Raw genomic sequence first — 24,956 nt, 5'->3', positions numbered from 1 at the left:
CTCAACCGAGCGCCATCGGCACGCGCCCGGGTAGTTCACCCTCCCTATACTGACCGCCACCTCCAAACACGCGTTCAAAGGAAGTGACCGATGCTGAGAGGAAGCTGCCTCTGCCAAGGCGTAGCGTTCGAGATCGACGGCACGATCAAGGACCCGCTGTACTGCCACTGCTCGATGTGCCAGAAGGCGCACGGCACCGCCTTTCGCGCGCGCGGCAAGATTCTGGCGAAGGACTTCCGCTGGCTCAGGGGTGAGGAACTGGTCCGGTTCTACGAGTCTTCGCCGGGCGACCATCGCGGGTTCTGCTCGGTGTGCGGCTCGAGCCTGATCAGCAAGCTCGATGCGAAGCCGGCCGTGTACGGTGTCGCGCTCGGTGTGCTCGATGGCGATCCGGGTGTGCGGCCGCTGTGCCATGTGTACGTGGGGTCGAAGGCGCCGTGGTTCGAGATCACCGATGCGTTGCCCCAGTACGAGACACGGCCTCCCCACAGCGTCTGACCGCGCCATCTAACGAACACCGACGCAATGAAATTCCCCTTCGCCAAATTCCTGACCGCGGCGATCACCGCATTCGGCATGGTCGCACCGACACCCGCCCAGCCCGTCTCGCAGAACATGGAACTGATGGGCGCCATCGCGCGCGAGATCGTGAACAGCGGCGAGCCGCAGGGGGTCGACTGGCTCGAGGTCTCCGCGATCTTCTCGATCGATGCGGATGGTGACGTCAATGGCAGCTACGGCTATGTCTACGACGCCCGGGGCCAGGCCCATGCGGCCGCCTTCCTCGAGGACCCGATCGAGCGCGAGGTGAAGGCCTATCGCGACTGGCTGCTGCTGAAGGGCAAGAAAGGCGACAAGGGCATCATCAAGATGCTCTTTCAATTCAACCGGCAGACGCGGCGGGTTCGCGCGGATTTCGAGTACGAGGATCATCGGCGCTGGCAGGTCACGCCGGCCAATCTCGATGCGAGGGTCAGGGAGCTGCGGCCCCGTCTTGGCGCGGCGGACGGCAAGTAGCAAGTCCTCCCAGTCGACCCGTCCCGCCGACAGCCAGCCTCAAGCCGACTTGCGCAAGAACATGTGTGTAGCCCGCTCCCCCGCCACCTGCCGCTCGCAGCGATAGCCCAGCGCGGGCAAGTCCAGTCCCTCGAACAGCGCCTCGCCCTTGCCCAGCAGCACCGGCCGCACGGCCAGGTGCAGTTCGTCGAGCAGCCCGGCCTTCAAGTACTCGCGCACCGTCGCCACGCCACCACCCACGCGCACGTCACGCCCGCCCGCGACATCGCGCGCCAGTGCCAGTGCCTCGTGGATGCCACCGGTCACGAAGTGGAAGGTGGTGCCGCCTTGCATCGTCAGCGGCGCGCGCGCATGGTGGGTCAGCACGAAGACCGGCACGTGGTACGGCGGCTCGTCGCCCCACCAACCTTTCCAGTTCTCGTCGGGCCAGGGGCCGCGCACCGGACCGAACATGTTGCGCCCGAGGATCCAGGCGCCCATCGAAGCGAAGCCCTGCTCGGCGATCTCGTTGTCGACACCGGTTTCGCCCTTGGCCTCGCTCCCCTTTTGCATCCGCTGCCAGACCTGCGTGGGAAAGAACCAGTCCATGAGTTCGGGACCGCGAACGCCCAGCGGGTTCTGCAAGCTCTGGTCGGGTCCGGCGGCGAAACCGTCGAGCGAAACGCCGAAGCTGCGCACGAGCAATCGGGACATGCTGTCGTCTCCTGCAAAAAGGGAGCAGCAGTCTAGCGCTCGATGCTCCTGAAAGACGACGACGTCGTTGGTAATAAGAAGATTCGAAAGGACGAACGCGCCATGAGCTCGGCTAGGATGCAGAACGCGTCCCGAGCCGCCATGCTCGGGAAACCATGAGATTCATTCGTTGGCCTGCCGCGCTCGCGCCGGCACCATTCGCTCCGAACAAAATTCCCATGTCCCTGCGCTCCCTCTTCTCATCGCTCGGCAAGAGCAAGCCCGCCGAAACCCAAGCCGAAGCCGTCCACACTACCCAGGGCTGCCAACGCTTCGGCCACCCCGAGTTCCGCATTCGCGTCAGCAACAAGGCCATTCCCGATGCGGACATCGCCTGGTTCCTCCACTTCCTCGAAAGCCGGGTGGCTGAGGGAGAGAAGTTCAGCGGCGGCCAAAGCCTCCAGGTCGGCTGGATGTACACGAAGATCGAGGAGACTGACGACGGATTGCTGCGGATCACGGAGCCGGACATGCAGCAGATCCCCGTGCGCTTCATCGATTCGGTGGACAGCACCTTGATGCACCTGCGCAACCAGAAAGACGTCGTCGAGAGCCTGGTCGCGAAGGTCGCACCGGAGTTTCCTTCCTTGCAGAACAGCGTCATGGTGCACGTGGGCTACAAGTCGGCGTCGCGCATCCTGCTCACGCGTGCGGAGCCTGATGACGCGAACGACTCGGGCTGGTGGTTCACCGATCTCGACGACAAGGAAGGCGCCCAAGACCCGTCGCGCTTCACGAAGACCTCGCTCTATCAACTGGCCATCGACCGGCCGGACTTGGTGAAGTTCTTCGCCGTGCCGGCGGACCTTCGCGTCTACATCAAGGGAACCGTCATCGCCGTACTGGGGCCCGAGAGCGAGATCGAGCAGAAGCCCGGCTCCTACCTGAGCGAACTGAACCGCGCCGGACAAGAGCGCCCCTGACCAAAGGAACCCCAGCCATGACCATCAAGCGAATGGACAACGTCCTGATCGTCGTCGACGATCTCGAAGCCGTGAAGGCGTTCTTCATCGAACTGGGCCTCGCTCTCGAAGGCCAAACCACGGTGGAGGGGCCCGACGTCGGCAAGCTCGTCGGGCTCGGCGACGTGAAGTCCACCATCGCGATGCTGCGCACGCCCGATGGGCAAGGCATCGAGCTCGACAAGTTCCACACGCCGGAGGCCGTGCGGTTCGGGCCCGTCGAAACGCCCGTGAACGCCCTGGGTCTTCGCCGCGTGATGTTCGCCGTCGAAGGCCTCGACGATGTCGTCGCGCGCATCAAGGCCCATGGTGCGGAAATCATCGGACAGATGCAGTACGGGGAGTCGTACCGGCTTGCCTACATTCGCGGGCCCGAGGGCATCATCGTCGGGCTGGCCGAGCAGCTCGGGTAGGCGCGGCGCAACGCACGCCCACATAAAAAAACCCCTGCCGCCCGCCAAGCGGACGACAGGGGAAAACAGGCCTCAGCCTTTCAGCCCAGCACCTCGGTCACGATCCCCGCGCCGACGGTCTTGCCGCCTTCGCGCATCGCGAACCGCATGCCGTTCTCGATCGCCACAGGCTTGTTCAGCTCGAAGCTGATCTGCGCCTGCGCGCCCGGCTCGACCAGGCCGGTTTCGGTGTCGACGCGGATCACACCCGTCACGTCGGTCGTGCCGAAGAAGAACTGCGGCTGGTAGCCCGAACCGAACGGCGTATGACGACCGCCTTCGTCCTTGCTCAAGACGAAGATCTGCGCGCGCCCCGTCCGGTACGGTTTCAGCGCACCGGGCTTCACGACCACCTGGCCTCGCACGACATCGTCGCGCTTGACCCCGCGCAGCAGCAGGCCCACGTTCATGCCGGCACGCCCCTCGGCGACGTCCTTGTGAAAGGACTGCACGCCAGTGACGATCACCTTCTCGTCGCCCACCGAGCTGAGCCCGACGATCTCCAGGCTGTCGCCCACGCGGATCACGCCGCGCTCGACACGGCCGCTGATCACGGTGCCACGGCCCGTGATCGTGTGCACGCCTTCGACGGGCATCATGAACGGAGCGGCGTAGTCGCGCACCGGATCCGGAATGCGCGAGTCCAGCGCGTTCACGAGCTCGACGATGCATTGCACGTCGGCACCTGCGAGGTCGCCGCGTTCGGCGGCAGCCAGCGCCTTCAGCGCGCTGCCGAAGACGAAGCGGGCACCGTCGTAGCCGTGCGCTGCCAGCAGTGCGCCGATCTCCATCTCGATCAGTTGCTCGATCTCCGCGCGGTCGCTCGCGGCCACCAGGTCCATCTTGTTCACGAACACCACCATGTGGCCGACGTTCACCTGGCGCGCCAGCAGCACATGCTCGATGGTCTGCCGCGCGGCGCCTTCGGTGCCGTCCACCAGCAGAATCGCGCCATCCATCTGCGAGGCTCCGGTGATCATGTTCTTGATGTAGTCGGCATGCCCGGGGCAGTCGATGTGCGCGTAGTGGCGGCTGTCCGACTCGTACTCGACATGCGAGGTATTGATCGTGATGCCGCGCTCGCGCTCTTCCTTCGCGCTGTCGATCTGCCCGTAGGACAGCGCACGGCCGCCGATGCGAGCGGCCTGCACGAAGGTGAGCGCAGCCGTCAGGGTCGTCTTGCCATGGTCGACGTGACCGATGGTTCCGACATTCACATGAACCTTGTTGTTCATCATTTTTCTCCAGTTTCAGCGTTGAAAAGCCGATGCGATCCGCTGGCCAGGCGAAACGCTCGGCGGGTTGTCGGTGCGCGCGCACCCAACTCGCAATGCCCGCCATGCGGGCAAAAAAAAGCCTGCCAGGGTGGACCACCCGACAGGCTTTCATTTCGGCCTGAAGGATGGACCTCCAGGCACACGAGGGCCTGGAAGCTCTACACGAAGCACTCCACGGATTCGACGCACGACGCCGCGCCGGCAGCGAATGCGGCGGAAGGAAGACGTTCTCGTTCGAAGCTCATATCCAGATCTCCAAAAGGGGCAGGCGAAAAACAAAAAACCCGGTGGCTCGAGGCCTACCGGGTCTTGTGGAACACGGAGGCCGAGCCTCCAGGTGTGAAAGGCTCTAGGAAAGCAGTTCTGCGAATTCGGCGCGCAGCGAGACAGCCGCGGCTTCGCGGGTCTTCGGTGCGTGTTGGGTGGTCGGGAACTGCTTCACGGTTTTCATGCGGTCGATCATCGAGCCGCGGTGCATTGGGTCAATTTTGGGGATACGGAGGCTAACACCGGCATCGCGACGCAGCAACGGAAGCGTTGTGTAGACGCCGCAACGCCGGTCATCGTTCGCTGCGGCAAGGCGTCGCAATTGCGGGACCGGGCTCACCGCAAAGCTGGTATACCTGCATCGCCTTCTCGTTGAACAAGTCACGTCATGATTCGTCGCCGCTATCACCCGCGCAAGGACCTGAGCACTCTGGGTCCGCTGTCACTTGATGAATATCAAGACTTCCGGAATCGGCGGCGGCATATTCTTTTCGCGCTCGGACTACTTGTTTTCTTCATTGCAGCCGTTGCGGTCGCTGCGAACGTGTTCAAACTAGATCCACCGCCGGCACTTCTGTTGATTCCGTTCTTCACAATTGGGCTCTACCTTATCTTCCGGATGTTCAGGTACACATGCCCTCGCTGCGGAGCGACGCCTATGGCACCACGGGTATCGCTCATAACGTACCAAGTAGAAGCCTCCCAATACGTTGCCCTCAACCCAAAGAAATGCCTCAAGTGCGGCGTGAGCTTTCGCTTGGAGACAGAAGAAGGTGTCGCCACGAAGCAGGCCAAGGCGGCCGAGGAATGAAATTCACGGTCAACGAAACCCTCGAACGACTGTCGGCCTTCGGTGGCGAGTTGGTCGAGGTCATCGGACTCCTGGCCTGGAGATTCGAGAATCGATCCCTCGAATCCACCGCCGTAGCCGAACGAGGCGAACGAGGCGAACGTTCCACGCTATGGCTGGAAGTGGACGACGAAACGCCCGCAATGGACGAAGGGATGCTGATTCGTTGGTCAGGAAAGAGGGTCGTTGTCTCTGGCATCTTGCGGGCGCCGGACCCGAAGTTCGGTGGATGTGGGCACTTTTCGATGTGGCCAGCCGAGCTGCTGGTACGGTCGATCAGGCGGGACTAGCCTGACCAGAAACTCGGCACACAAGACATTTGCTCCGTGCCCCAAAACCATGAAACGCGGCCTCGCCCTTCCCGAACTCAACCCCACGTTCGGCCCTTTCGGTCGACGCGTCAAGTTCTACGGTGCGCTGGCGATCGTTGCCATCTTCATATGGTTGGTGGCACGCCCACGCCCTTACTGGGTCGCGATCTCCACGGCCTATGCCACGCTTCTTTGCATCACTGTCGCACCACTTTTCGCGAACGACTATTTCCGTTTGAAAGGCGACGGGGGCTTTACAGACAAGGCCAGGATCAACATGACCGAACCGTTGTCCTGCCTGACGGCTGCGCTGGTCTGGCGCTCGGTTCTGGATACGAGCACGGACGACATTTCCAAAGCGATCTTCCTCGGCTTGCTCGTGGGCTTGCCGTACGCCTTGTTCCTGTGGGTCATCGTCCGGCGGGCGTCGTTCTTGATCGCGGCAGGAATCGGCATGGCCCTGGGACCAGCCATCTTACTTCACTTGAACGCGCTGACCCTCCCAGCGCATGGCTACGTCGAGCGAGGAGTCGTCTCCAGCGCATACACGTCAACGAAGCCATGGCGCCACGTCGTGATTGCATCGATCGAAGGAAGCAAGGTGGAACTGGTAGTCCCCGCGGACTCCCTTTCGAGCTATGAGGTCGGCCGGCGGATATGCACCGAGGTGCGCGCCGGCATGTTCGGCATTCGCCAGCGCTCCATTCAAGCTTGCTGATCAGTCTTTGCACCGATACGGTTCGTCGCGCTGGTGTAAAGTCCACCCCGCCGAGCCCACAAACTCGCCGCGTAGCAAATCGCACGCACCCTCATCCAGCCCCAAAGGCCCGATGAACCCCAGCTCCTGTTGACCCGACGAGAGCCACCATGTACCCATCCTCGACGGATGGCTCTTGTTGTCAGGTCACCGCATCCCCGCAAGGGGGATGCGCGCAAAGGAGTCGCCCCGTGCCCCCTCATCATCGAAACGCCCCACCCCTCTGGCTGCTGATCGCCCTGTCGGCGCTCGGCGTTCTGCCGCTGAACATGTTCGTTCCTTCCTTGCCAAGCATCGCGAAGGAGTTCGACGCCGAGTTCGCGACGGTCAACGTCGCCGTGGCCGGCTACGCCGTCGTCACCGCGTTGACGCACCTGATCGCCGGCGCGCTGTCCGACAGGTTCGGGCGCCGGCCCGTGCTGCTGGTCGCGTTGCTCGTCTTCGTGATCGGCTCGATCGGATGCTTCTTCGCGCGCAGCATCGAGGTGTTCCTGGCCTGCAGGCTGCTGCAGGGCAGCGCCATTGCCGGATATGCCATGTCGCTGGCCGCGATCCGCGACACGGCGGGCGAAGGGATGGTCAGCCAGATCGGCTATGTCTCGTCCGCCTGGGCGATAGCCCCGATGCTCGGCCCCACCGTGGGCGGCGTTCTCGACAGCTGGCTGGGCTGGCGCGCGAACTTCGCCGCCTTCGTGCTCCTGGGCACCGCGGCGCTCTGCCTGGCCTTGCGTTACCTGCCGGAAACACACCACCATCGCTTCACGACGATGTCGAAACAGCTCGACGGGTACGGCCAACTGCTTCGTTCCCCACAGCTCTGGGCCTATGGGCTCTGCATGGCCTCTTCCATCGGCACCCTCTACGTCTTCATCGGCGGCGCGCCTGCCGTCGCCATGCAGACCTATGGAACCTCCGCGGCGATGGTGGGTGCCTACATGGGACTGGTGCCCGCGGGCTTCATCGCCGGAAGCTACACGGTTGCGCGCTGCGGACGGCGGTGGCAGCCGATCCAGTTCATCATTGCCGGGCGACTGCTGACCTGCGCAGGCATGCTGGTGGGCGTGGCGTTGGCAGTGCTGGGGTTTGCTCATCCGCTCGCGTTCTTCGGCCCCTGCGTGTGCGTGGGACTCGGCAACGGATTGACAATGCCCACGGCCAACAGCCGCGTGCTGTCGATCCACGCGAGCTTCGCCGGCACCGCGCTGGGCCTGGCTTCGGCCATGACGGCCATCGGGGCCGGCGCCACTGCCTTTGCGGCCGGGCTGTTCCTCGACGAGTCCCATCCACGCAACGCCCTGCTCGCGGCGATGTCGACCACGTCGCTGCTCTCATTGGGCATCGCCGTGTTCATCGCTCGTTCGGAGCGGCAACAACGGCGCATTCGATCGCAACCAGACTGAGGTTTTTCAGATGAACGTCAATCCGACAATCGATCCCACGCTTCGTGTCGCGTTGGTCACTGGGTCCACTTCCGGCATCGGTGCCGCCATCGCGCGAAGGTTGAGCCAGGCGGGCTACGCCGTGGTCCTTCACTCTCGAAGTTCCGCGGAAACAGGTCGCGCAATGGCTGCCGAGATGAAGCAGGCCGTCTACGTTCAAGCCGATCTTTCCCTGGAAGCAGACAGGGTGCGGCTCGTCAGCGAAGCGATCGCCGCGTGGGGTCAGTTGGACGTGTTGGTCAACAACGCCGGGATCAGCAAAGTCATTCCGCACGCGGACCTCGCCGCCGCCACTTCCGCGGTGTGGCATGAACTCCACGAAATCAACGTCGTGGCGCCCTTCCATCTCATCACGTTGGCCGAATCGGCCTTGCGCGACGCCGCCCTGCGCCGTCGAGCGGGCTGCGTCGTCAACATCAGCTCACATGCGGGCGTTCGCCCGAAGGGCGCATCCATTCCCTATGCGGTCAGCAAGGCCGCGCTCAATCACATGACCCGCCTGCTCGCACTGTCGCTGGGGCCGGACATTCGCGTCAATGCCGTCGCGCCCGGTCTGGTCGACACGCCGCTCACCGCCGACTGGACCGCCGCACAGGCGCTGTGGCGCGAGCGCGCGCCCATGCATCGAGCCGCAAGCCCGGACGACATTGCGCACGCTGTTGCGATGCTGGTTGACTCGGACTACCTCACTGGCGAGGTGCTGCTGTCGGACGGCGGATTGAATCTGACCTAAGTAACGTCGCGGACCTGTGCGATGGCCGCCAGAGCTTGCCGTGAGAGGACTAACGCGCCCCCGAAGGAGGCTTCGCGATGAAGGCCTGTTTTCCGTGCCGATCGAAACCGGCCGATTCGTAGAACTTCAACGTCGCCTCGTCCTTGCGACCGGTCATCAGCATCACCTTGTAGCAGCCCGCGGACCAGGCCGTGTCGAGCGCTTGGGCCAACAAGGCCTTTGCGCAGCCTCTGCCGCGGTACGCCGCGTGCGTCACCACGTTCTCGATCACGCCGTAGGACCTGCAGCCGCGCGTGAGGTTGGGGATCACGGTCAGGTTGCAGCTGGAGACCAGCTCGGTGCCTTCGAATCCACCGAAGTAGTGGAAGTGGCGACTTGCCAGGATCTCTTGCCAGACCGCTTCGATGACAACCGGGGCGGGTTGTGGGTCGTCGGTCTCGTGAAGGTGCTTGTAGAGATCGAGCAGCGCTGGCAGGTCGGTGTCGATGAGCTTGCGGGTTTTCATTTTCGGTGTGGGCAATGGGTCGAGTACCTTGCAGCGCGCGTACCATGTCCACGATTCTCGTCCGCACGTCGGGCCGCGCCAAGCGCAGGAAGACGATGGCCGACGAACCTGCCGATTGAGTGGGTACGAAGACATGCCAAAGGAGCAGACTTGATTCAGCGACAGGAGATCGCTTGACGATGAACACCAAGCCATTCCCGACGACAAGCGTCGCGGCGACGGTGATCCTGGCCATCGTTCTCGCCATATCCAGCACGATCTCTACGAGCTACTGCGCCTTCGGCTTCGGTGGCTTTCAATGCAACGAGCCCTTTGCCGGGTATGGCGGCCTGCTGGCCATGGTGACTTTCATCTCCCTGCCCCTTCTCGTCGTGTCGGCGGCAATCGCGGCATGGAGGCTCATTGCATGGCTTCGAGTGCAACGACGTCCCTAACCTGAGCGCAATCGGGATGACGATTTCTCGAAGCTGGTGATCCGCGACGCTTCAGCCACGATTCCCTCTTTAACTCACATCACCGGTGAGACGCTCACTCCATTTGTTGAGTACGAGGCCACCTTCAGAACTTCGCGCCGAGTTTGCATTCGGCCACCTTTTCTGCGCTGTAAATCTCTACAGTAGGTGCCCTTCTCACCCAACGACCCGCTATGTGGGCAAGGAAGGCAGCACACACGACACCCTGAACGGATAAATGAACGAATCAGCCGCTTCGCCTCGCGGCGGGCCGTCGATGCATCGGGCATCGCGGCGAACGTGGGGCACAAAAGGCGACGGCCAAGGTGCTGACACACCCTGGCCGTCTAACCACAAGACGTGCACAACCTTAAGAGGAGCACACCAAATGGCTAGACGGATTATGGCCCGGCGTCGCACGCCGGTATCTCGCAGCGCGGTAGCGCCCACATACACCGGCCCAAGCCCGGAGGATCTTCTGGAGAACAAGCTGGAGCAGTTGACCTCGTTGCTCTGGTGTTGCCATGGCGGCGGAACTCGATGGTGTGAGGATGCGGGGGGCACGCACCTCAACAACGTGATCTGGCTGGCCTATGAGCTGTCGCGTGAAGCGAGCGAGTTGCATCAACAGTCGGCACACCGATGAGCTGCTTGAAGGGATGCGAGGGGAATCGCACGAAACGATGAGATATCTGGAAAAAAAGAAGCGTATCCGTCGCTTAGTCACCGCTCGCATCCTTCCTCAAGCTTGAAATTCGCCTTTGCAGCGGTTGCTGTCCGTCGAGCCCGCGCCACGAACTCACGCAATCCAACACTGACCCGTCCCTCGGTACCCGACCGCGACTATGGCACCGGCGGCCGGTCCCAAGATATTGCCTGCACAGGAGACTGCCGGGCCGAACTGCAGGCGCGGCAACGTGGCCGCCGTCGACATCATCCTGCGCCGAGGCCGATCTGACTCCAAGTTTCAACGGACGAATCGCGCCCGTTGCAACCGCCCAGCTTGCACGCTCGGATGCCAGGAGGCCGCGAACTTGATCGGCTGACGGAGGCAGAGCTCGCTCGCCGTGCGATCGCCGGCTGCCAATGGCCATACGAATCACCCACAACACATATAGCCCGTGACCTTGGTCAGAGGACCGAGTCGCGGGAGTAGCCTGTCTGATGGGATGCAGCTTTCTGGCACAGTGCTCTACCTATGCTGCCGGCCAAAGCAGACAAAGGTTGCTTATTCTCGGCCCCTGTTGCCCGAACGAGAGACTTAGGCTATGAGATCCAGCATTTTTACGCCCGACCTGGGCAAACTCGCCAAGCTTGGAACGCTTGACGCCACAAGGCTTTTCAGGGGTCTGCTTTGGTGTGAATCCGCCAGACTCGGCCTTCGAACCATCTTCGTGTCCGAGGAAACATCTACCTCGGACGGCGGTATCGACGCTAAGGCGGAGTTGCCTATCGATGAGATGAAGGGGATAGAGAGCTCTTTCCACTTCCAAATCAAATCCGGAAAGACGTTTAAGCCGTGGCAGCCGGCGGCCGTCACCAACGAACTCTTCGGTTCGTTGAACGCCAAGCCGACGAAGGCATCGTTGGGCAGGGCAGTGCGCCACTGCATGGACACCGGCGGCGTTTACGTGGTCGTCGTTCCAGGCCACGACCTCTTGCCGATGCAGCACACCGCGGCGATCAAGCTTCTGACCAACGCGTTCAAAGCGTGCGGCTATCGCGCGCCGAAAGTCGAAGTCTGGGGCGTGAGCCAACTCGCCCAGATGATGCAACCGCATCCGTCGCTATGCCTTGATTTCAATGGGCTCGCCGACGTGCGCTTGCAGACCGTCGATTCTTGGGCTACCAACAGCGACATGGTGTCAGCGTTGGTCGTCGGCGCAACGCAGAAGACCTTCATGTCCGATCTAGCAGGGCTGCTGCGCAGTGAGGAGATACGTCACATACGGGTCGTGGGCGAGCCAGGCGTCGGCAAGACGCGCATGGTCTTGGAGGCCCTACGCTCGGATCCTTCGCTTTCGCCGCAGACGATCTACGTGCCTCAATCCGCGGGATTCTTGAATAGTCGCCTCTTGTTCGAGCTCCTCAAATCCGATCGCGAATATTGGGTCGTCCTTGTGATCGACGAGTGTGACCATTTAGACCGCTCACAAATTTTCAGGCTTCTTAGAGCGCGGTCTCGCGTCAAACTTTTGACCATCGATCATGGCGAGGAGCAGAGCAACGACGACGCCATGAAGACGCTGCCCTATCCACCATTGGACGACACCGCGATCGGAACAATCCTCGCGGGCTACATCGGCAAGGCCGAGGTCGGGCGCTGGGTCGAGTGGTGCGAAGGCTCCGCGCGCGTGGCGCACGCCGTCGGCGACAACTTGAAGCGCAATCCCGGCGACGTCTTGGCGCCGCCCGCATCCGTGCCCATTTGGGAGCGCTTCATTCTGGGCTACAAGGAATCGGGGACGGCTTCATCGGATCGACTGCTCGCTGTCGCCACGCACATCGCACTGTTTAGGCGCTTCGGGTTCCGCAAGCCCGTCGACGCGGAAGGAAAATTCATCGCGGCGCTGGCGGCGAAGGCCGATCCGAAGATCACGTCGGCGCGGTTCAACCAAGACGTGTCCAAGTTCCGAGCCCGCCGGGTCCTCCAAGGCGGGCACACCTTGCGCTTCGTCCCCAAGGCGCTGCATGTGCACCTTTGGCGCGAATGGTGGCACATCCACGGTGTCGATGCCGACTTGGCCAAGATGCTCGAATCGCTGCCGCCTACCCTTCACCGGTGGTTCGTCGACATGCTGGACTACGCCAACGGATCGCCGGACGCGCGTGAAGCGATCGAAGCCGCGCTGGCTAGACCCGACGGCCCCTTCACCAAAAAGAGATTTATCCAGTCTGAAACCGGTGGGCGCTTCTTGGCGACGCTCGCAGCCTCATCCCCCGCCGCAACACTCGCGCTGTTGGAGCGCACGGTCGGGCGATGGCGGCCCAATGAGTTGAAAGAGTGGCTCGAAGGCCGAGGGGACGTATGCAGGGCTCTTTCCACGTTGGGGTTCTGGCAGGACCACTTCGATTCGGCCGCCACGCTTCTAACGAGAGTAGCGAAGCATGCCAAAAAGGGAATGACCAATGACGCTCGGCGACGCCTCGAGGAGATGTTCCACCTTGGCGGAGGCCGGACCCAAGCACCTCCTGAGGAACGACTGGCGTTCATAGCGCAGCTACTGGGCAGCAAGTCTTCGTGGAAGAATGACCTCGGCCTCGACCTTCTCGCCGCGATGCTAAAAAGCGTAGGAGCATGGAACGGCGATCAATTGACTCGGGGCATGCTTCCAAGCGTTTCAAGCTGGCGCGCCAAGTCCCACGGAGAGCTGTTCGCCGCATGGCGCGCGGGCATGGTGCTGCTGCGTGGCAGCGAGCGCCCCGATGACGCAGCTTGGCAATCTCGGATCTCTGGCTTGCTCATCGATCTCGCTCTCGGGTGGATTCACATAGAGGCGCTGGTCGACGATTGCTTGGAGATTCTGGAAATGATTCCCTCCATGCCCCATCACAACGCCGGGAAGCTGGCTTCGAACCTCGTCTCGCATTTGAAGTATCGGTTGAAGAAGGGTCCTGCTTCTACAGCTACGAGACTCCACACAGTTCTCGAATCCTTAGGCCAAGGCCCATTCATGAAGCGATTCGCACGGTACGTCGAGTTCGAAACAAGCGACGAGGACTGGGAGTCGATCGGCGAGGAAATCGTCGAAGTCACCCTGCCAGAGAAACGCGTCTCGGACTTGGTAGACGAGTTTCTCGCCGACGAGAAGCTGCGCGACGCCCATCGCAAAGAAGTCTTCGCATCCAACGGTCGCCGAATCCCGGTCTTCGCCAAGCTTCTCGCCTCGAAGGCGACGCCCGATCAGCGCCAAGATTTTTTCGACCGATGCGTCGAACTCGGCGACAAGGCAGGCTCTCGCTTCCTGTCGAACTTTCTGCTGTCGACGAAAGCCATCGACACGGCCGAGTGGGAGTCGTTCGCCACGCGCTTGCTTGCGGGCAGACAGCCTTCTGCGTGGCGCGTCGACGCCGTTATGTCCTCTGGCTTCTCCGCGCCTGTGGTCGACGCACTCGTGCGGTTCGCGCGCGAGTTCAACGAGGGCCTGCATGTCTTCAAGCAGCTCGGCTACGGTTTCGCTCAACAACAGCTTTCGGCGGGCGAGATCGAGCGCATTCTTCGCGCGTTGATGCGCAATCCTTCGAAGGCGGCGGCGGTAGTCGCGATGGAGATCGCATCGTATTGGTTCGGCAGCGAGAACAAGCATGCTCTGCCCGAGCGGTTGCATTTCGAGCTGCTCTTCAACAAGCGAATGCTGCGTGCGAAGGACTGGGACACCATGGAGTCTCACCACTGGGGCGAGCTCGCGAAGTCGTTCCGGCGTAACTACCCTGCGAGAGATTTGGACGTTGTTCGTGCGGCAATGGGCTCTAAGAGAGCTATCGGCCGTGTCGACACTCGGACGAGCCTTTTCGAGCTGGTGGGCGAAGTGTGCGCAGCGCACCCTAAGCAGGCTTGGCCGATCGTGAGCGACGCCCTTGACGACGTCGGTAGCTTGGACGGAGTCAGCTACTGGCTAGGTGGCGACGGTGAGCTTGCCGCGCGGGCGACCAATAGCGACGGCGTCTCGCCGCCGATAGCAATATTCAATCCCGCGGACGTTTTCGCCTGGATCGACATGGATGTGAAGAAGCGTGCGCCCATCATCGCCGATTGTTTACCGCGAACCTTCGACGGCCGAGCGGGAGAGCTAACTTTCGGCTTCGCAGGCCGTTACACCGCCAAGGACGAGGTGGCAGATAGGTTGACCTTTCGCTTCTTCATGGGGGCGAGATCGGGACCGGCAACCGAGTGGCTTTCGGCGCAGCGCGAAGAGGCTCTAGCTGCAGCGTCGAAGACGGACTCGGAAACAGCTCGCAAGTGGATACGGAAGTATGTTGCGACGCTTTCACGCGAGATCGAGCGTCATCACATTAGCGAAGAGCGCCGGATGTGACGCTGCTCGACCGCCGCACCTAGTCGGTCAGCATCCCATGGGTAGCGACAGATGTGTGCAGGGCCCAGCAACACACGCGGGCGATGTTGTTGGAGGGGGGCTCTAACAGTTGTTCTGAGCGCGGAACTCCAGATCAACATCCGCAAATACACCATTGGTGCAGCATATTGTGGAGATCAACGTTGGCCAAACGTCGATCGCAAGTAGCCGGCCGGTTCTGAGGTACTTGCTGACGGATGCATCAAACGATGACGAACGTCGGGTCTCCAAAGTAGCCGTCATTCATTGAGACCGGTGGAGCTTCGCCAGCATTACGGTTTTCCTACCGCTTCTTCGAAGCTCCAAGTAGATCAGAAAGGGCTGTTCCTCACGTATCTATCCCCAAGCTTGAAATTCATCTTTGCAGCGATTCCCGTTCTTCTTGGTAAGTAGCCGGCTCCACGGTCCTAACCACAGAGCCGTCGTCAGCTAGCTTCCACAAACAAAGGCCGTCGCGAGCATTTTCGACTGTCTTATGAGCGAGTTGGCTACTCAGCGAGCAACGATCCAGGTCTGCGCGTCGAGGTCACGACGCGCCACCTTGAAGTTGTCGTCTTGCGCAACCCAACGAGGCGCTCTCTTGTAGCACTCCTTAATGACTCGCAATTGCTGATCGAGCAGCGATTGCGCCGACTCACTGTTTGCTGGCGTAGCTCTCCAAAATCCCACAAATGCAACCGCCAGCCGCAGGTACGTATCGATACGCTGGTCGCCCAGGTCGATGCACTCTAGCTGCGTGGCAATCGTGTCTAGCCACTTCTTGAGCGCGCCGCTCGGTCTCGCGATTCCCCACTGAAGATCGGAAAAGTTTTCAGCATATCGTCGCGCTGATTCGACTGTCAGCGGCTGTTTAGAGGAAATCGCTGCCGCCCTCATGTTCTTGATGTCCACCAGCGCGCTGCGTACCTGAGCTGCAGCATGCTCGGGGTCATTGGCCTGATGCCGCTGAACCGCAAGAGCACGAGCATCGATGCGCCGACTCAACCAGTAGACGGAATTGCCGTCGTCGCTCTTCAATGCACGATCAACCACGCCGATCGCGCCATCGAAGCTGGTCGACGCAATCTCGGTCTTGTACCAGTGGTCGAAGAAGACGTCCTTGCGCTGACCAGCGTCATAAGCCTTCTCGAAAGCGCGGCGGATGTCACCTGGCGATGCGTTCTGCATCGCGGCTAGTGCCCGCGCGCGCACGGACAGCAAATCAGCGTTTCTGTCTCCTAGACGTGCGTTGACTTCATCAACCGTCTTAACGGCCAAGTCGGGAGTGCCTCCAGCGATCTGAGCCATCGCTTGGTTGATGGCGGCCGCAACCGACCTTAACGGGGCGGCCTTGTCGTTGACCACTGATCGGTACTTGCTCGTGTGCACCTTCTTGACCAGTTCATCGTACTCAGGAAGCAGTTCTCTTCCCAACGACCGCACCAGTTGCCGGGTCGTCGAGGAAATAGCATACCGAGGCGTTCCCGCGATCTGAGGACTGTCAATCAAGAACAGTGTTCGCAGATCGTTGGCGGCGTCCACCATCGTGGTGTTGCTGAACCCGACGATGTCCTTTACCTCGGCGAAGGAGCAAGAGCCCAGTGTCGCAATAATGACGAGCATCTTTTTGGCTTCAAGACGCAACTGCAGAACCTCTCGCTTCAGCGCTGCGTTGCGCACCTCAAGACCGAGATGGTTATTCCATTCCTTGAGTGCGTCCATGATAGGCATGCCCGCACGGAGCAGACGCAGTACCGACTCGACGAAAAGCGGTGATCCGCCTGTCGTCCTCATGAGATGTTCCAAGTCCTTCGCACTCAGGGGTGCGAGTCTGAGTCGCTCGCACCACGAACTGGTGAAATCGGCGAGCTCCACTTGGTCAAAGCCGCGGATCTCAATGGAGGAGGCAGCCGATGCCGTAACGTTATTTCGGGTGGTGAAGAGGAAGCGCGACTGTGCCCCAGCGAACTGCTGACAGACCTCGATTGCGCGACGTTGCTCGTCAGGCTGCAGGCTGTCCAAGTCGTCCACAACAACGAGAGCAACGATTTGCCCGGCAGCCATCTTGACTAGGCGGGGCAGTTGACTGTCGGGTGTATCGTTGAGCTCCTCGTCCGACAGGCAAAGCCGCACGCCGATCTGCCGCAGCATGCTTGGGACATCGTCGAAGGTCTCAAGCCCCAGCTCTTCATAGGTGTCTTTCATCGCCCTGAACTGGCGCTGCTTGGCAGTGAGCCAGACGACGCACTCGAAGTTCATGGGCGCCGTACGGCAGACGTCGCTCGCAAACTCATAGGCAATCGACGTCTTTCCCAGGCCACCCTCGCCAGCGAGAACACGCACCCTCGAAAAGTCGTCGTTGAACCAACTCCACAGCTCCGCCAGTTCGTAGCTGCGCCCGACGAACTCTCGATAAATGATGCTCCGATCGGGCAGGTTGCTTTCGAGCGGGGTGACCGCCGTCACCGCGCTGAGGTACGGGTTCGCGCGCACGCCGAACACAGTCTTCCAGTGCAGGGGCTGCGACGCCGGGATGGAGTTGTCCCCGTCGCGAAGATAGACGGCATTCTCCTCAAGGAGCTTCTTTTCGTTCTCCGTCGCGCCGCGGCGCACCGTTACAGGCTCGGTATCACGAGCGCGCTTGGGAATATGCAAGACGCAAATTTGGCGAGTTGCCCCTTCGACCTTGATCTCGTGGGTGCGCAGCGTTATCTCGATTGGCGCGGACAGGTGCTCGCGGATCAGGTCCCTGATTTGCTTCACGTCGGTCTTAGGTTCTTCGACCAAGACTGGCAAAAAGAGGGTCTCAGCCTCAACCTCGTCGACACCGAAAAAGATGTAGCCACCGAAGACGTTGTGAAACGCAGCGATGTGTCGCACAAGCTTTTTCAACTCGGACTTGGTGTCGGGCCACTTTGCCTTGTAGTCAAATAGGTAGCCCTCATAGGGTGCAAATCTGGTGCCATCGAACACGGCTTCGACGATTTCGTCACCGAGCGAACCGGCCTCAATCAGCCGCGAAACACTGGCCCTGACTACTTGAGACGCTTCGATCACCGGTATCCTCCACACTTCGTCTTGTTGATATTCATTCCTGCACTCATGACGCAACCCTAGAGAGGGTTTCCAGGTGAGAGTACGTTGGTACACCTAGCCGGGAGCATAAGGCAACTCGACGGCACAAAGCTCTGGCGTGGACAGGGCGGCAATGTCGCTGAGGTTTTATGGCGCAGTTCAAAGAGAAACCTGCTGCTCACAACCAGCAGTTCAATAACAGGTTTGAGCCGTTGCTGCCGTTCAGGCACTCAAGCATGAATGACTCGGCCCAGTCTAAAACTGCCCTCACCCACCCCCTCCACCACCCTCTCCCTCACCCACCGATGCCCCGCATCCCGATGCTTCCTCTCATGCCAAAGCATCGCCATCTCATACCCCGGCACCTCCAGCGGCGCCTCCACCACGCGTAGCCCCGTCGCCCCACGCGCTAGCCGCTCAGGCAGCATCGCGACCATGTCGGTGGTCTGCAGCACCGAGATCATGAAAAGGAAGTGCGGCACCGACAGCGCCACGCGCCGCGTGAGGCCTTTCTCGGCCAGCGCCTCGTCGGTGGGCCCGCTGAAGCCGCCGCCGCCGAGCGACACCACCACATGCTCGAGCGCGCAGAACTGCGCGAGCGTGGGCCGGCGCTTCAGTCGCGGGTGGCCGGCGCGGCCGGCCAGCACATAACGCTCGTGGAACAGCACGCGCCGATGCAGTCCCGCCGGCGCGCCCACGCTGGTGTGAAAGAACAGGTCGACCTCGCCCTGCTCCAGCTGCCGCGCCATGCGCAGCGGCACGGCCTCGACCACGGCCAGCCGGGTGTGAGGCGCGGCGGCGCGGATGGCAGCGAGCGCGGGCAGCAGGATGGCCGACTCGGCATAGTCGGCGGCGGCCACGCGCCAGGTATTCGTGGCCTCGGCGGGGTCGAAGGGCTTGCTGGGCGCGACGGCGCGGCCCAGCGATTCGAGGGCCTCGCGCAGCGGCTCCCGCAACTCGTCGGCGCGCGCGGTGGGCCGCATGCCGCGCTGGGCGGGCACGAGCAGCGGGTCGTTGAACACCTCGCGCAGCTTGGCGAGCTGCACGCTCACCGAAGGCTGCGACAGGTTCAGGCGCTCGGCGGCGCGGGTGACGTTGCGCTCGGCCAGCAGGGTGTCGAGGGTGAGCAGCAGGTTGAGGTCGAGGCGACTCCAATTGTTCATGGCAATTCCTGGAATTCGAACTATTCATTTCCAATATATCGCCTCGCTGCCTAAGCTGCGGTCATCGCTCCTCTTCTTTCCTCACGACCTCAGGTAAATCCATGAACGTACTCCTCGTGCTCGCGCATCCCGAACCCGCCTCGCTCAACGGCTCGCTGCATCGCTTCATGCGCGACCGGCTCGAGGCGCAGGGCCATTCGGTGCGCACTTCCGATCTCTATGCGATGCGCTGGAAGCCCACGCTCGAAGCGGCGGACTTTCCGGCGCGCGACGCGGCCGCCCCCTTCGACCCCGCGCTCGATTCGCTGCGCGCCTTCGAAACCGGCACGCAGGCGGCCGACATCGAGGCCGAGCAGCAGAAGCTGCTGTGGGCCGACGCGGTGATCCTGCAGTTCCCGCTCTGGTGGTATTCGATGCCGGCGATCCTCAAGGGCTGGATCGAGCGCATCTATGCCTATGGCTTCGCCTACGGGGTGGGCGAGCATTCCGACAGCCACTGGGGCGACCGCTTCGGCGAAGGCTCGATGGCGGGCAGGCGCGCGATGGTGGTCACCACCACGGGCGGCTGGGCCTCGCACTACGCGCCGCGCGGCATCAACGGGCCGATGGACGACCTCCTGTTCCCGATTCATCACGGGATCCTCTACTACCCGGGCTTCGAGGTGCTGCCGCCCTACGTGGTGCACCGCACGGGCAAGGTCGATGCGGCGGCCTACGCACGCATCGAGCAGGAACTGGGAGCGAGGATGGACACGCTGTTCAGCACGGCGCCGATCCCGTTTCGCCGCCAGAACCATGGCGACTACGAGATTCCCGCCCTCACCCTGCGGCCCGACATCGCGCCGGGCCGCTCGGGCTTCGGGGTGCACCAGGCACCGGCCGAAGCCCAGGCTGCCGCCGAGGCTTAGGGCAGCACCGGCGTGGCGGCCGCGGCGGCGATCGCGGCGTCGGCATCCACGCGCAGCATGAAGCGCCGGGCCACGAGGTCGTTGGCGGCGGCGGTCACGGCCGACACGTAGCCCGCCTGGTCGGTGTAGCGCTCCTGCAGCGACAGGCGCGGATCGCCGCTGCCGGTGCGCGCGGCGGTGGTCTTGGCGAACGGGAAGTAGGCGCCGAACAGGCCGGCCTGGTCGATGGTGGCGGGCTTGCTGGTGTAGTTCCAGCCGGTGTTGGTGCCCAGGGGCACGGCCACGTCGAGGCTGCGGATGCCGGCGATGTCGTTGCCGTCGGCATCGACCTGCGGCACGAGGATGGCGTAGTCGCGGCCCAGGTAGGCCGGCGGCACCTGGGTGGGAATGCCGCTCTCGTCCTGCGGACGGTAGTTGGGGCCCCAGTCGAGCAGCGAGAAGGTGTTGACCAGGCCGGTGTAGCCCACGCCCGGAATGGCCGGGAACTTCACCTGCTGCGGCCGCACCAGGGTGCTGTCGGCGAGCCTGGGCACCTGGCTGTCGGGCGGATTGGTGCCCTTCACGACCCAGTCCTCGAGGTTCTGGTAGAGCGCGCGCACCACGGGGATCACGCCGGCATTGCCATTGGTGGCGTAGAGCGCGCCGGCGGCGCTGCCGGGCATCGAGGGCAGGCCCAGCAGATGATGGCTGCTGGCGTAGTAGTACACGCGCGCATTGGCGGGCTGCGCGAGGTCGGTGGTGCCCCAGGCGTCGGTCAGGAGCGGCGAGCCCTGCAGCACGTAGAACTCGGTGCCGCTGAAGCCGATGAAGAGCTTGGGGCAGGTGCCGCTGGCTTCGCAGCGCGACAGGATGCCGCCGCGGCGCTGGGCCACGTCGTCGACGTAGTCCTTCGACAGGCCGCGCGTGCCGGCCTGGCCGAAGGCGGTGTGGTCGCTGCGCACGCCACCGCCGCCACCCGGAATGGCGAAGCGGGTGTTGATGTTGGTCTGGCGCGCGGCGATCTGCGCGAACACGCCGTCGAACACTTTGCGGCCCGCGCGATCCTCGTTGAAGCCGAGATGCACGAAGGTCTTCATGAAGTTGCCGCACTGCGACACGCCCGATGCAATGGTGTTGCGGATGGCGCTGGCCACGGGGTTGGCGGTGCCGGCGGCATCGCTGGCCTCGTGGTGGAAGAAGGCGATCATGTCGCGCAGCGCCGCGAGGCCCAGGCCCATCACCTTGGGGTCCTTGGCGACGTAGACCAGCTCGTACATGTAGGCCGGGTCCCAGCCGGCCTTGAGGCACACGCTGGTCTCGTCGGGCGTGCCCGGGAAGGGGTTGCCGGCGGCGCACCTGGCGAACTTCCATTCGCTGGCCGGGATGAGCTGGCGCGCGTCTTCCTCGTTGATGCGGCGCGTGAGCACGTAGCCCGGCTTCGTGTTGTCGAGGCTGGCGGTGGCATAGGCCTGCATCGCGGCATTGAAGGGGCCGCCGGGCAGCGGCAGCGAATCGCCGGTGGCCACGGTGGGCAGCAGTTCGGCGCGGTAGGGGCCGGTGATGGTGCTGCCATCAGGGTTCTTCGCCACGGGCACGGTCAGCGTGACCTTGCCGGTGGCGGCCGGCACGTCGCCCTGCCAGGCGGCCGTGAGGAACACGTAGCCGCGCGATGCGAAATAGGGATCGAGGTTGACGATGTTGCCGCGGTTGGGCGCGTCGTAGCGCAGCACGCCGCTGGCCTTGCTCATGTCCTTGGGCTTGAAGAGCACGAACTCGGACTTGTATTCGACCTTGCCGTTGGCATTGGTCGGCGCGAGCGCGAGGTCCTGGATGATGGCGTTGTGCGTGTCCTTCGGGTCGACCTCGCCGGTGAAGGTGCCGGTGATCTTCTCGTAGGCGCCGGCGCTGCCGAAGCTGCCGGGCACGTCCTCGGTCCTGGCGATCGAGAGCGTGTACTTGGGCGCGCTGGCCGCGGGCGGCGGTGGCGCGGGCGGGTTGCTGGCGGGCGGGGGCAGCAGCAGGCCGCCGCCGCCTCCACCGCTGCCGCCGCAGGCGGTCAGGAAAAGCGCGGCCGTGACCGCGCTGGCAGCCGCGAGGCTCCATCGATTCATGTCTGTCTCCAGGTGTGGTTGTTGATGACCGGTTGGCGCGGTGCCGATCTCCGCGGCGGCAGGGTTCGCGAGGCGGCGGCGCGGCCGCGCGCCTCGCGCGGGTTCACTGGCAGGCGAAGTTCTCGGCCGCGTCGGTGCTGCCCGTGCCCTTGTAGACGGCGCGCTTCGGATGCGGGCACAGCGGCCGCGTCTGCGTGACGGCGCCCCCCGCGATGCGGCTGGCGACGATGACGTCGGGCGCCTTGCCCTTCTCGACCCAGTCGTCGAGCGCGGCCAGCAGATCGTTGCGCGCGCTCGGGTCGGGCACGGGCCCGCCCTGGTTGCCGAAGCTGGTGGCACCGGTGCCGCCCGAGCAGTGGCCCATGCCGGGCGCCATGAAGAGGCGGAAGAAGCCGTCGGTCTCGGCGCGCGAGCCCTGCAGCGTGTTGACCTTCTCGTAGTAGGCGATGGTGTCGTGCGGGCTCACCACCGGATCGCTCCAGCCCTGGTAGGCGATGAGCTTGCCGCCGCGCGCCTTGAAGGCCGAGATGTCGGGGTTGACCTGGTCGACCGCGGGGCCGACCTTGGCCAGCGCATAGGTCATGTGGCGGTCGAAGTCGAAGCTCCACCAGTCCCAGCCGGGGTTGTCGAACACCCAGTAGCGCCAGAAGTCGGCGCGCGTGGGCTCGGTGGTGCCCCAGTAGCTGGCCCAGCCCGATTCGGAGCCGACGGCCGGGCCCGGGTAGATGGTGGCCTTGGTGCGCGGGTTCACGGCGCCCGCGTAGATGCGCTGCACGGCCGCCACCTGCGGCGCGGTCAGGCAGTCGGGGCCGTCGCCCGCGGTGCACAGCAGGCTCGCGACGTCGAACCTGGCGCCGGTGCACTCGCGCGGATCGGCGATCACGCCGTCGGTGACGCCGTCGATCGCATCGCAGGCGGCCACGGCCTTCTGCGTCACGAGGCGGATCTTGGCGCTGGTGAGGATCGGCGTGGTGTTGTCGCCGGGCGCGTGGTTGGCCAGGAAGCGGTTGAGGAACTCGGCGTTGAGCGAGGTGCGGTTGCCGCCGGGCGCGCCGGCGATGACGCCGTCGAAGTCGCCGGGGTAGCGCTGCACCTCGGCATAGCCCTGGTGGCCGCCGGTGGAGCAGCCGTAGTAGTAGCTGCGCGTGGCGGCCTTGGCCTGCAGCGCCGCGAGCACGGTCTTGCCGGCCATGGTGATGTCGTGCACCGAGCTGGTCCCCCAGTCGACGATCTTCTGCGGATGGCCGATGACGAACAGCATGTCCTCGCCGCTGTGGCCGGTGTCGCCGCCCATGGTGGCGAAGCCGCGCAGCAGCGCGTTGCGCATGTCGCCGTAGTTGAGGCTCGGCGAGTAGCCGCCGTTGCCGGTCACGACCAGCTTGCCGTTCCAGCCGGCGGCCATCGGTACCCACAGCTCGAAGTGCACCGAGGAATCGGCCACCGAGTTCGTGGTGCCCTGGATGCGGCAGAAGTCGGGCATGCCGGTGAGCGCGGTGCGCGAGCCCGGCGGTGTGAAGTCGCCGGCGGGCACGGCCTGCACGGCATCGACCGAGGCACGGTCGAGCTTGAGCGTGGCGAAGCTCGCGAGTTCGCAGGCCAGCGGCGCGGCGGCGGCCGGGGGTGGTGCTGGCGGGGTGGCCGGCGCGGGAGCCGGTGCGGACGGCGGCAGCAGCGGCAGCGAAGTACCGCCGCCCCCACCGCCACAGGCGGCGAGCGCGCAGGCGCCGATGGCAGCGGCGGCCAGCCGCGTGGTGGCGTGCGCGATCCGCCCGCGTCGCGATACGGGAATCCAAGTCATGTCTGTCTCCTTGTCGTTCTATGAATGCGCGGAGCCGCGGCCGCCTTCCATGCGGCCGCATGCCTCCGGTAGAAAGCGGGCGCGGATCGGTCCCGACCCGGCCCGGAGGCCCGGGCTTATTCCGCCTCGATGCCGGCCGCCTTCACGATGCGGCCCCACTTCTGCGATTCGCCGGCCTGGAACTTCGCGAGTTCCTCGGGCGAGGTGGTGAAGACTTCGGTGCCGCTCGGCTCGTAGAAGGCGGTCTTCGCGCTGTCGCTCTTCGCGGCCTTCACCAGCAGTTCGTTGAGGCGCTTGACCACGGCCGGCGGGGTCTTCGCGGGCGCGTAGGCGGCGAACCAGTAGCCCATCTCGTAGCCCTTGACGCCGGCCTCGGCGATGGTGGGCACGTCGGGCGCGAGCGGCGAGCGGCTGGCGCTCGACATGCCGAGCGCGCGCAGCTTGCCGCCCTTGACCTGCGGCAGGCCGGTGGCGGTGTCGGTGATCATCATGTCGATCTGGCCGCCGAGCAGGTCGGTCACGGCCAGGGTGTTGCTCTTGTAGGGCACGTGCAGCAGCTTGATGTCGGCCATCTGCTGCAGCAGCTCGCCGGCCATGCGGCTCGACGAACTGCCGCTGCCGAAGCTCAGCTTGCCCGGCTCCTTCTTCGCGAGCGCGATGAAGTCGGCCACGCTCTTCACGTTCGAGGCCGGGTTCACCACCATGATCTGGCCGCCCTTGCCCAGGCCGGCGAGCGGCGCGAAGTCCTTCACCGGGTCGTAGGGCAGCTTCTTGTAGAGATGCTCGTTGGCCGCGTGCGTGGTGTTGGTGGTGACGAGCACGGTGTAGCCGTCGGCCGGCGCCTTGGCGACGAACTGCGAGGCGATGAAGCCGCTGGCGCCGGCACGGTTGTCGATGACGACGGCCTGCTTGGTCTCGGCCGTGATGACGTTGCCGAGGGCGCGCGCGATCTGGTCGGTGGCGGTGCCGGCCGCGAAGGGCACGACGAAGGTGATCGGCTTCTCGGGGAAGGACTGCGCCTGGCCCAGCAGCGGGGCCAGGGCCAGCGCGGCGCCGAGCAGGGTGAGGGAACGTCGGTTCATGGTCTTGTTGTCTCCGGGGTCGATGGTTGGAA

Annotated in this window: 21 protein-coding genes; 12 read left to right on the top strand and 9 right to left on the bottom strand. The window is 63.7% G+C overall.

The window, feature by feature from the left end:
- Positions 1-90 precede the first annotated feature (90 nt).
- Together AC1HIL_RS16285 and AC1HIL_RS16280 are read left to right on the top strand one after the other, a co-directional pair.
- Positions 91-498, top strand: coding sequence for a GFA family protein (locus AC1HIL_RS16285; protein WP_479672191.1), 408 nt, complete (start codon positions 91-93; stop codon positions 496-498).
- Positions 499-525: 27 nt separating this feature from the next.
- The gene (locus tag AC1HIL_RS16280; RefSeq protein ID WP_479672190.1) at positions 526-1,017 is read left to right on the top strand and encodes a hypothetical protein; all 492 of its coding nucleotides are present in this window, start codon (positions 526-528) and stop codon (positions 1,015-1,017) included.
- A 39-nt stretch (positions 1,018-1,056) separates the two neighbouring features.
- On the opposite strand, the gene AC1HIL_RS16275 is transcribed toward AC1HIL_RS16280, so the two are convergent.
- The gene (locus AC1HIL_RS16275) at positions 1,057-1,710 is read right to left on the bottom strand and encodes a dihydrofolate reductase family protein (RefSeq protein WP_479672189.1); all 654 of its coding nucleotides are present in this window, start codon (positions 1,708-1,710) and stop codon (positions 1,057-1,059) included.
- Positions 1,711-1,928: 218 nt separating this feature from the next.
- On the opposite strand from AC1HIL_RS16275, the gene AC1HIL_RS16270 reads away from it, so the two are divergent.
- Together AC1HIL_RS16270 and AC1HIL_RS16265 are read left to right on the top strand one after the other, a co-directional pair.
- A complete protein-coding gene (locus tag AC1HIL_RS16270; protein ID WP_479672188.1) occupies positions 1,929-2,672 on the top strand; it encodes an immunity protein Imm33 domain-containing protein in 744 nt (247 codons plus the stop codon).
- A 17-nt stretch (positions 2,673-2,689) separates the two neighbouring features.
- Complete coding sequence (locus AC1HIL_RS16265; protein WP_479672187.1) at positions 2,690-3,124, top strand: VOC family protein; 435 nt, start codon at positions 2,690-2,692, stop codon at positions 3,122-3,124.
- 80 nt (positions 3,125-3,204) lie between these two features.
- Here AC1HIL_RS16265 and tuf read toward each other — a convergent pair whose 3' ends face one another.
- A complete protein-coding gene (gene tuf, locus AC1HIL_RS16260; RefSeq protein WP_479672186.1) occupies positions 3,205-4,401 on the bottom strand; it encodes an elongation factor Tu in 1,197 nt (398 codons plus the stop codon).
- A 388-nt stretch (positions 4,402-4,789) separates the two neighbouring features.
- Positions 4,790-4,918 carry a hypothetical protein gene (locus tag AC1HIL_RS16255; RefSeq protein ID WP_296734805.1) on the bottom strand — a complete coding sequence of 43 codons (129 nt, stop codon included), beginning with the start codon at positions 4,916-4,918 and terminating at the stop codon, positions 4,790-4,792.
- A 177-nt stretch (positions 4,919-5,095) separates the two neighbouring features.
- Between AC1HIL_RS16255 and AC1HIL_RS16250 the strand changes: the two genes are divergently transcribed.
- From AC1HIL_RS16250 to AC1HIL_RS16230, 5 genes are all read left to right on the top strand, one after another.
- Complete coding sequence (locus tag AC1HIL_RS16250) at positions 5,096-5,518, top strand: hypothetical protein (protein ID WP_172705564.1); 423 nt, start codon at positions 5,096-5,098, stop codon at positions 5,516-5,518.
- A complete protein-coding gene (locus AC1HIL_RS16245) occupies positions 5,515-5,847 on the top strand; it encodes a hypothetical protein (RefSeq protein WP_479672185.1) in 333 nt (110 codons plus the stop codon). Before AC1HIL_RS16250 ends, AC1HIL_RS16245 begins: the two co-directional genes overlap by 4 nt.
- Positions 5,848-5,896: 49 nt before the next feature.
- A complete protein-coding gene (locus tag AC1HIL_RS16240; protein ID WP_479672184.1) occupies positions 5,897-6,586 on the top strand; it encodes a hypothetical protein in 690 nt (229 codons plus the stop codon).
- A 230-nt stretch (positions 6,587-6,816) separates the two neighbouring features.
- Positions 6,817-8,025: a multidrug effflux MFS transporter gene (locus AC1HIL_RS16235; protein WP_479672183.1), complete on the top strand. Its 1,209-nt coding sequence runs from the start codon at positions 6,817-6,819 to the stop codon at positions 8,023-8,025.
- 10 nt (positions 8,026-8,035) lie between these two features.
- Positions 8,036-8,797 (top strand): SDR family NAD(P)-dependent oxidoreductase, encoded by a 762-nt coding sequence (locus AC1HIL_RS16230; RefSeq protein WP_479672182.1) that lies wholly within the window; start codon positions 8,036-8,038, stop codon positions 8,795-8,797.
- A 49-nt stretch (positions 8,798-8,846) separates the two neighbouring features.
- On the opposite strand, the gene AC1HIL_RS16225 is transcribed toward AC1HIL_RS16230, so the two are convergent.
- Positions 8,847-9,302 (bottom strand): GNAT family N-acetyltransferase, encoded by a 456-nt coding sequence (locus AC1HIL_RS16225; protein WP_479672181.1) that lies wholly within the window; start codon positions 9,300-9,302, stop codon positions 8,847-8,849.
- Between the two features lie 173 nt (positions 9,303-9,475).
- On the opposite strand from AC1HIL_RS16225, the gene AC1HIL_RS16220 reads away from it, so the two are divergent.
- Together AC1HIL_RS16220 and AC1HIL_RS16215 are read left to right on the top strand one after the other, a co-directional pair.
- The gene (locus AC1HIL_RS16220) at positions 9,476-9,736 is read left to right on the top strand and encodes a hypothetical protein (RefSeq protein ID WP_479672180.1); all 261 of its coding nucleotides are present in this window, start codon (positions 9,476-9,478) and stop codon (positions 9,734-9,736) included.
- Positions 9,737-11,022: 1,286 nt separating this feature from the next.
- Complete coding sequence (locus AC1HIL_RS16215; protein ID WP_479672179.1) at positions 11,023-14,790, top strand: ATP-binding protein; 3,768 nt, start codon at positions 11,023-11,025, stop codon at positions 14,788-14,790.
- A 531-nt stretch (positions 14,791-15,321) separates the two neighbouring features.
- Here the strand turns inward: AC1HIL_RS16215 and AC1HIL_RS16210 are convergent.
- On the bottom strand, positions 15,322-17,865 hold the full coding sequence (locus tag AC1HIL_RS16210) for an RNA-binding domain-containing protein (protein ID WP_479672178.1): 2,544 nt from the start codon (positions 17,863-17,865) through the stop codon (positions 15,322-15,324).
- A 248-nt stretch (positions 17,866-18,113) separates the two neighbouring features.
- Positions 18,114-19,046 carry a LysR family transcriptional regulator gene (locus AC1HIL_RS16205; RefSeq protein ID WP_479672177.1) on the bottom strand — a complete coding sequence of 311 codons (933 nt, stop codon included), beginning with the start codon at positions 19,044-19,046 and terminating at the stop codon, positions 18,114-18,116.
- 101 nt (positions 19,047-19,147) lie between these two features.
- On the opposite strand from AC1HIL_RS16205, the gene AC1HIL_RS16200 reads away from it, so the two are divergent.
- Positions 19,148-19,954 (top strand): NAD(P)H-dependent oxidoreductase, encoded by an 807-nt coding sequence (locus AC1HIL_RS16200; RefSeq protein ID WP_479672176.1) that lies wholly within the window; start codon positions 19,148-19,150, stop codon positions 19,952-19,954.
- Here the strand turns inward: AC1HIL_RS16200 and AC1HIL_RS16195 are convergent.
- The 3 genes from AC1HIL_RS16195 to AC1HIL_RS16185 form a co-directional block, all read right to left on the bottom strand.
- Positions 19,951-22,044, bottom strand: coding sequence for an alpha/beta hydrolase domain-containing protein (locus AC1HIL_RS16195; RefSeq protein ID WP_479672175.1), 2,094 nt, complete (start codon positions 22,042-22,044; stop codon positions 19,951-19,953). The two genes, AC1HIL_RS16200 and AC1HIL_RS16195, sit on opposite strands and share 4 nt — an antisense overlap.
- Before the next feature lie 103 nt (positions 22,045-22,147).
- On the bottom strand, positions 22,148-23,842 hold the full coding sequence (locus tag AC1HIL_RS16190) for a tannase/feruloyl esterase family alpha/beta hydrolase (RefSeq protein ID WP_479672174.1): 1,695 nt from the start codon (positions 23,840-23,842) through the stop codon (positions 22,148-22,150).
- A gap of 116 nt (positions 23,843-23,958) precedes the next feature.
- Positions 23,959-24,924, bottom strand: coding sequence for a Bug family tripartite tricarboxylate transporter substrate binding protein (locus AC1HIL_RS16185; protein ID WP_479672173.1), 966 nt, complete (start codon positions 24,922-24,924; stop codon positions 23,959-23,961).
- Positions 24,925-24,956 lie beyond the last annotated feature (32 nt).

Source organism: Variovorax sp. ISS6 (assembly GCF_056523145.1).
Note: the sequence above shows the minus strand (reverse complement) of the source record. Positions and strands in the feature narration are given on the sequence as shown.

Coding starts and splice junctions, on each gene's coding strand:
- AC1HIL_RS16285 (WP_479672191.1), top strand. CDS start 91: ATGCTGAGAGGAAGCTGCCTCTGCCAAGGCGTAGCGTTCGAGATCGAC.
- AC1HIL_RS16280 (WP_479672190.1), top strand. CDS start 526: ATGAAATTCCCCTTCGCCAAATTCCTGACCGCGGCGATCACCGCATTC.
- AC1HIL_RS16275 (WP_479672189.1), bottom strand. CDS start 1,710: ATGTCCCGATTGCTCGTGCGCAGCTTCGGCGTTTCGCTCGACGGTTTC.
- AC1HIL_RS16270 (WP_479672188.1), top strand. CDS start 1,929: ATGTCCCTGCGCTCCCTCTTCTCATCGCTCGGCAAGAGCAAGCCCGCC.
- AC1HIL_RS16265 (WP_479672187.1), top strand. CDS start 2,690: ATGACCATCAAGCGAATGGACAACGTCCTGATCGTCGTCGACGATCTC.
- tuf (WP_479672186.1), bottom strand. CDS start 4,401: ATGATGAACAACAAGGTTCATGTGAATGTCGGAACCATCGGTCACGTC.
- AC1HIL_RS16255 (WP_296734805.1), bottom strand. CDS start 4,918: ATGCACCGCGGCTCGATGATCGACCGCATGAAAACCGTGAAGCAGTTC.
- AC1HIL_RS16250 (WP_172705564.1), top strand. CDS start 5,096: ATGATTCGTCGCCGCTATCACCCGCGCAAGGACCTGAGCACTCTGGGT.
- AC1HIL_RS16245 (WP_479672185.1), top strand. CDS start 5,515: ATGAAATTCACGGTCAACGAAACCCTCGAACGACTGTCGGCCTTCGGT.
- AC1HIL_RS16240 (WP_479672184.1), top strand. CDS start 5,897: ATGAAACGCGGCCTCGCCCTTCCCGAACTCAACCCCACGTTCGGCCCT.
- AC1HIL_RS16230 (WP_479672182.1), top strand. CDS start 8,036: ATGAACGTCAATCCGACAATCGATCCCACGCTTCGTGTCGCGTTGGTC.
- AC1HIL_RS16225 (WP_479672181.1), bottom strand. CDS start 9,302: ATGAAAACCCGCAAGCTCATCGACACCGACCTGCCAGCGCTGCTCGAT.
- AC1HIL_RS16215 (WP_479672179.1), top strand. CDS start 11,023: ATGAGATCCAGCATTTTTACGCCCGACCTGGGCAAACTCGCCAAGCTT.
- AC1HIL_RS16205 (WP_479672177.1), bottom strand. CDS start 19,046: ATGAACAATTGGAGTCGCCTCGACCTCAACCTGCTGCTCACCCTCGAC.
- AC1HIL_RS16200 (WP_479672176.1), top strand. CDS start 19,148: ATGAACGTACTCCTCGTGCTCGCGCATCCCGAACCCGCCTCGCTCAAC.
- AC1HIL_RS16195 (WP_479672175.1), bottom strand. CDS start 22,044: ATGAATCGATGGAGCCTCGCGGCTGCCAGCGCGGTCACGGCCGCGCTT.
- AC1HIL_RS16190 (WP_479672174.1), bottom strand. CDS start 23,842: ATGACTTGGATTCCCGTATCGCGACGCGGGCGGATCGCGCACGCCACC.
- AC1HIL_RS16185 (WP_479672173.1), bottom strand. CDS start 24,924: ATGAACCGACGTTCCCTCACCCTGCTCGGCGCCGCGCTGGCCCTGGCC.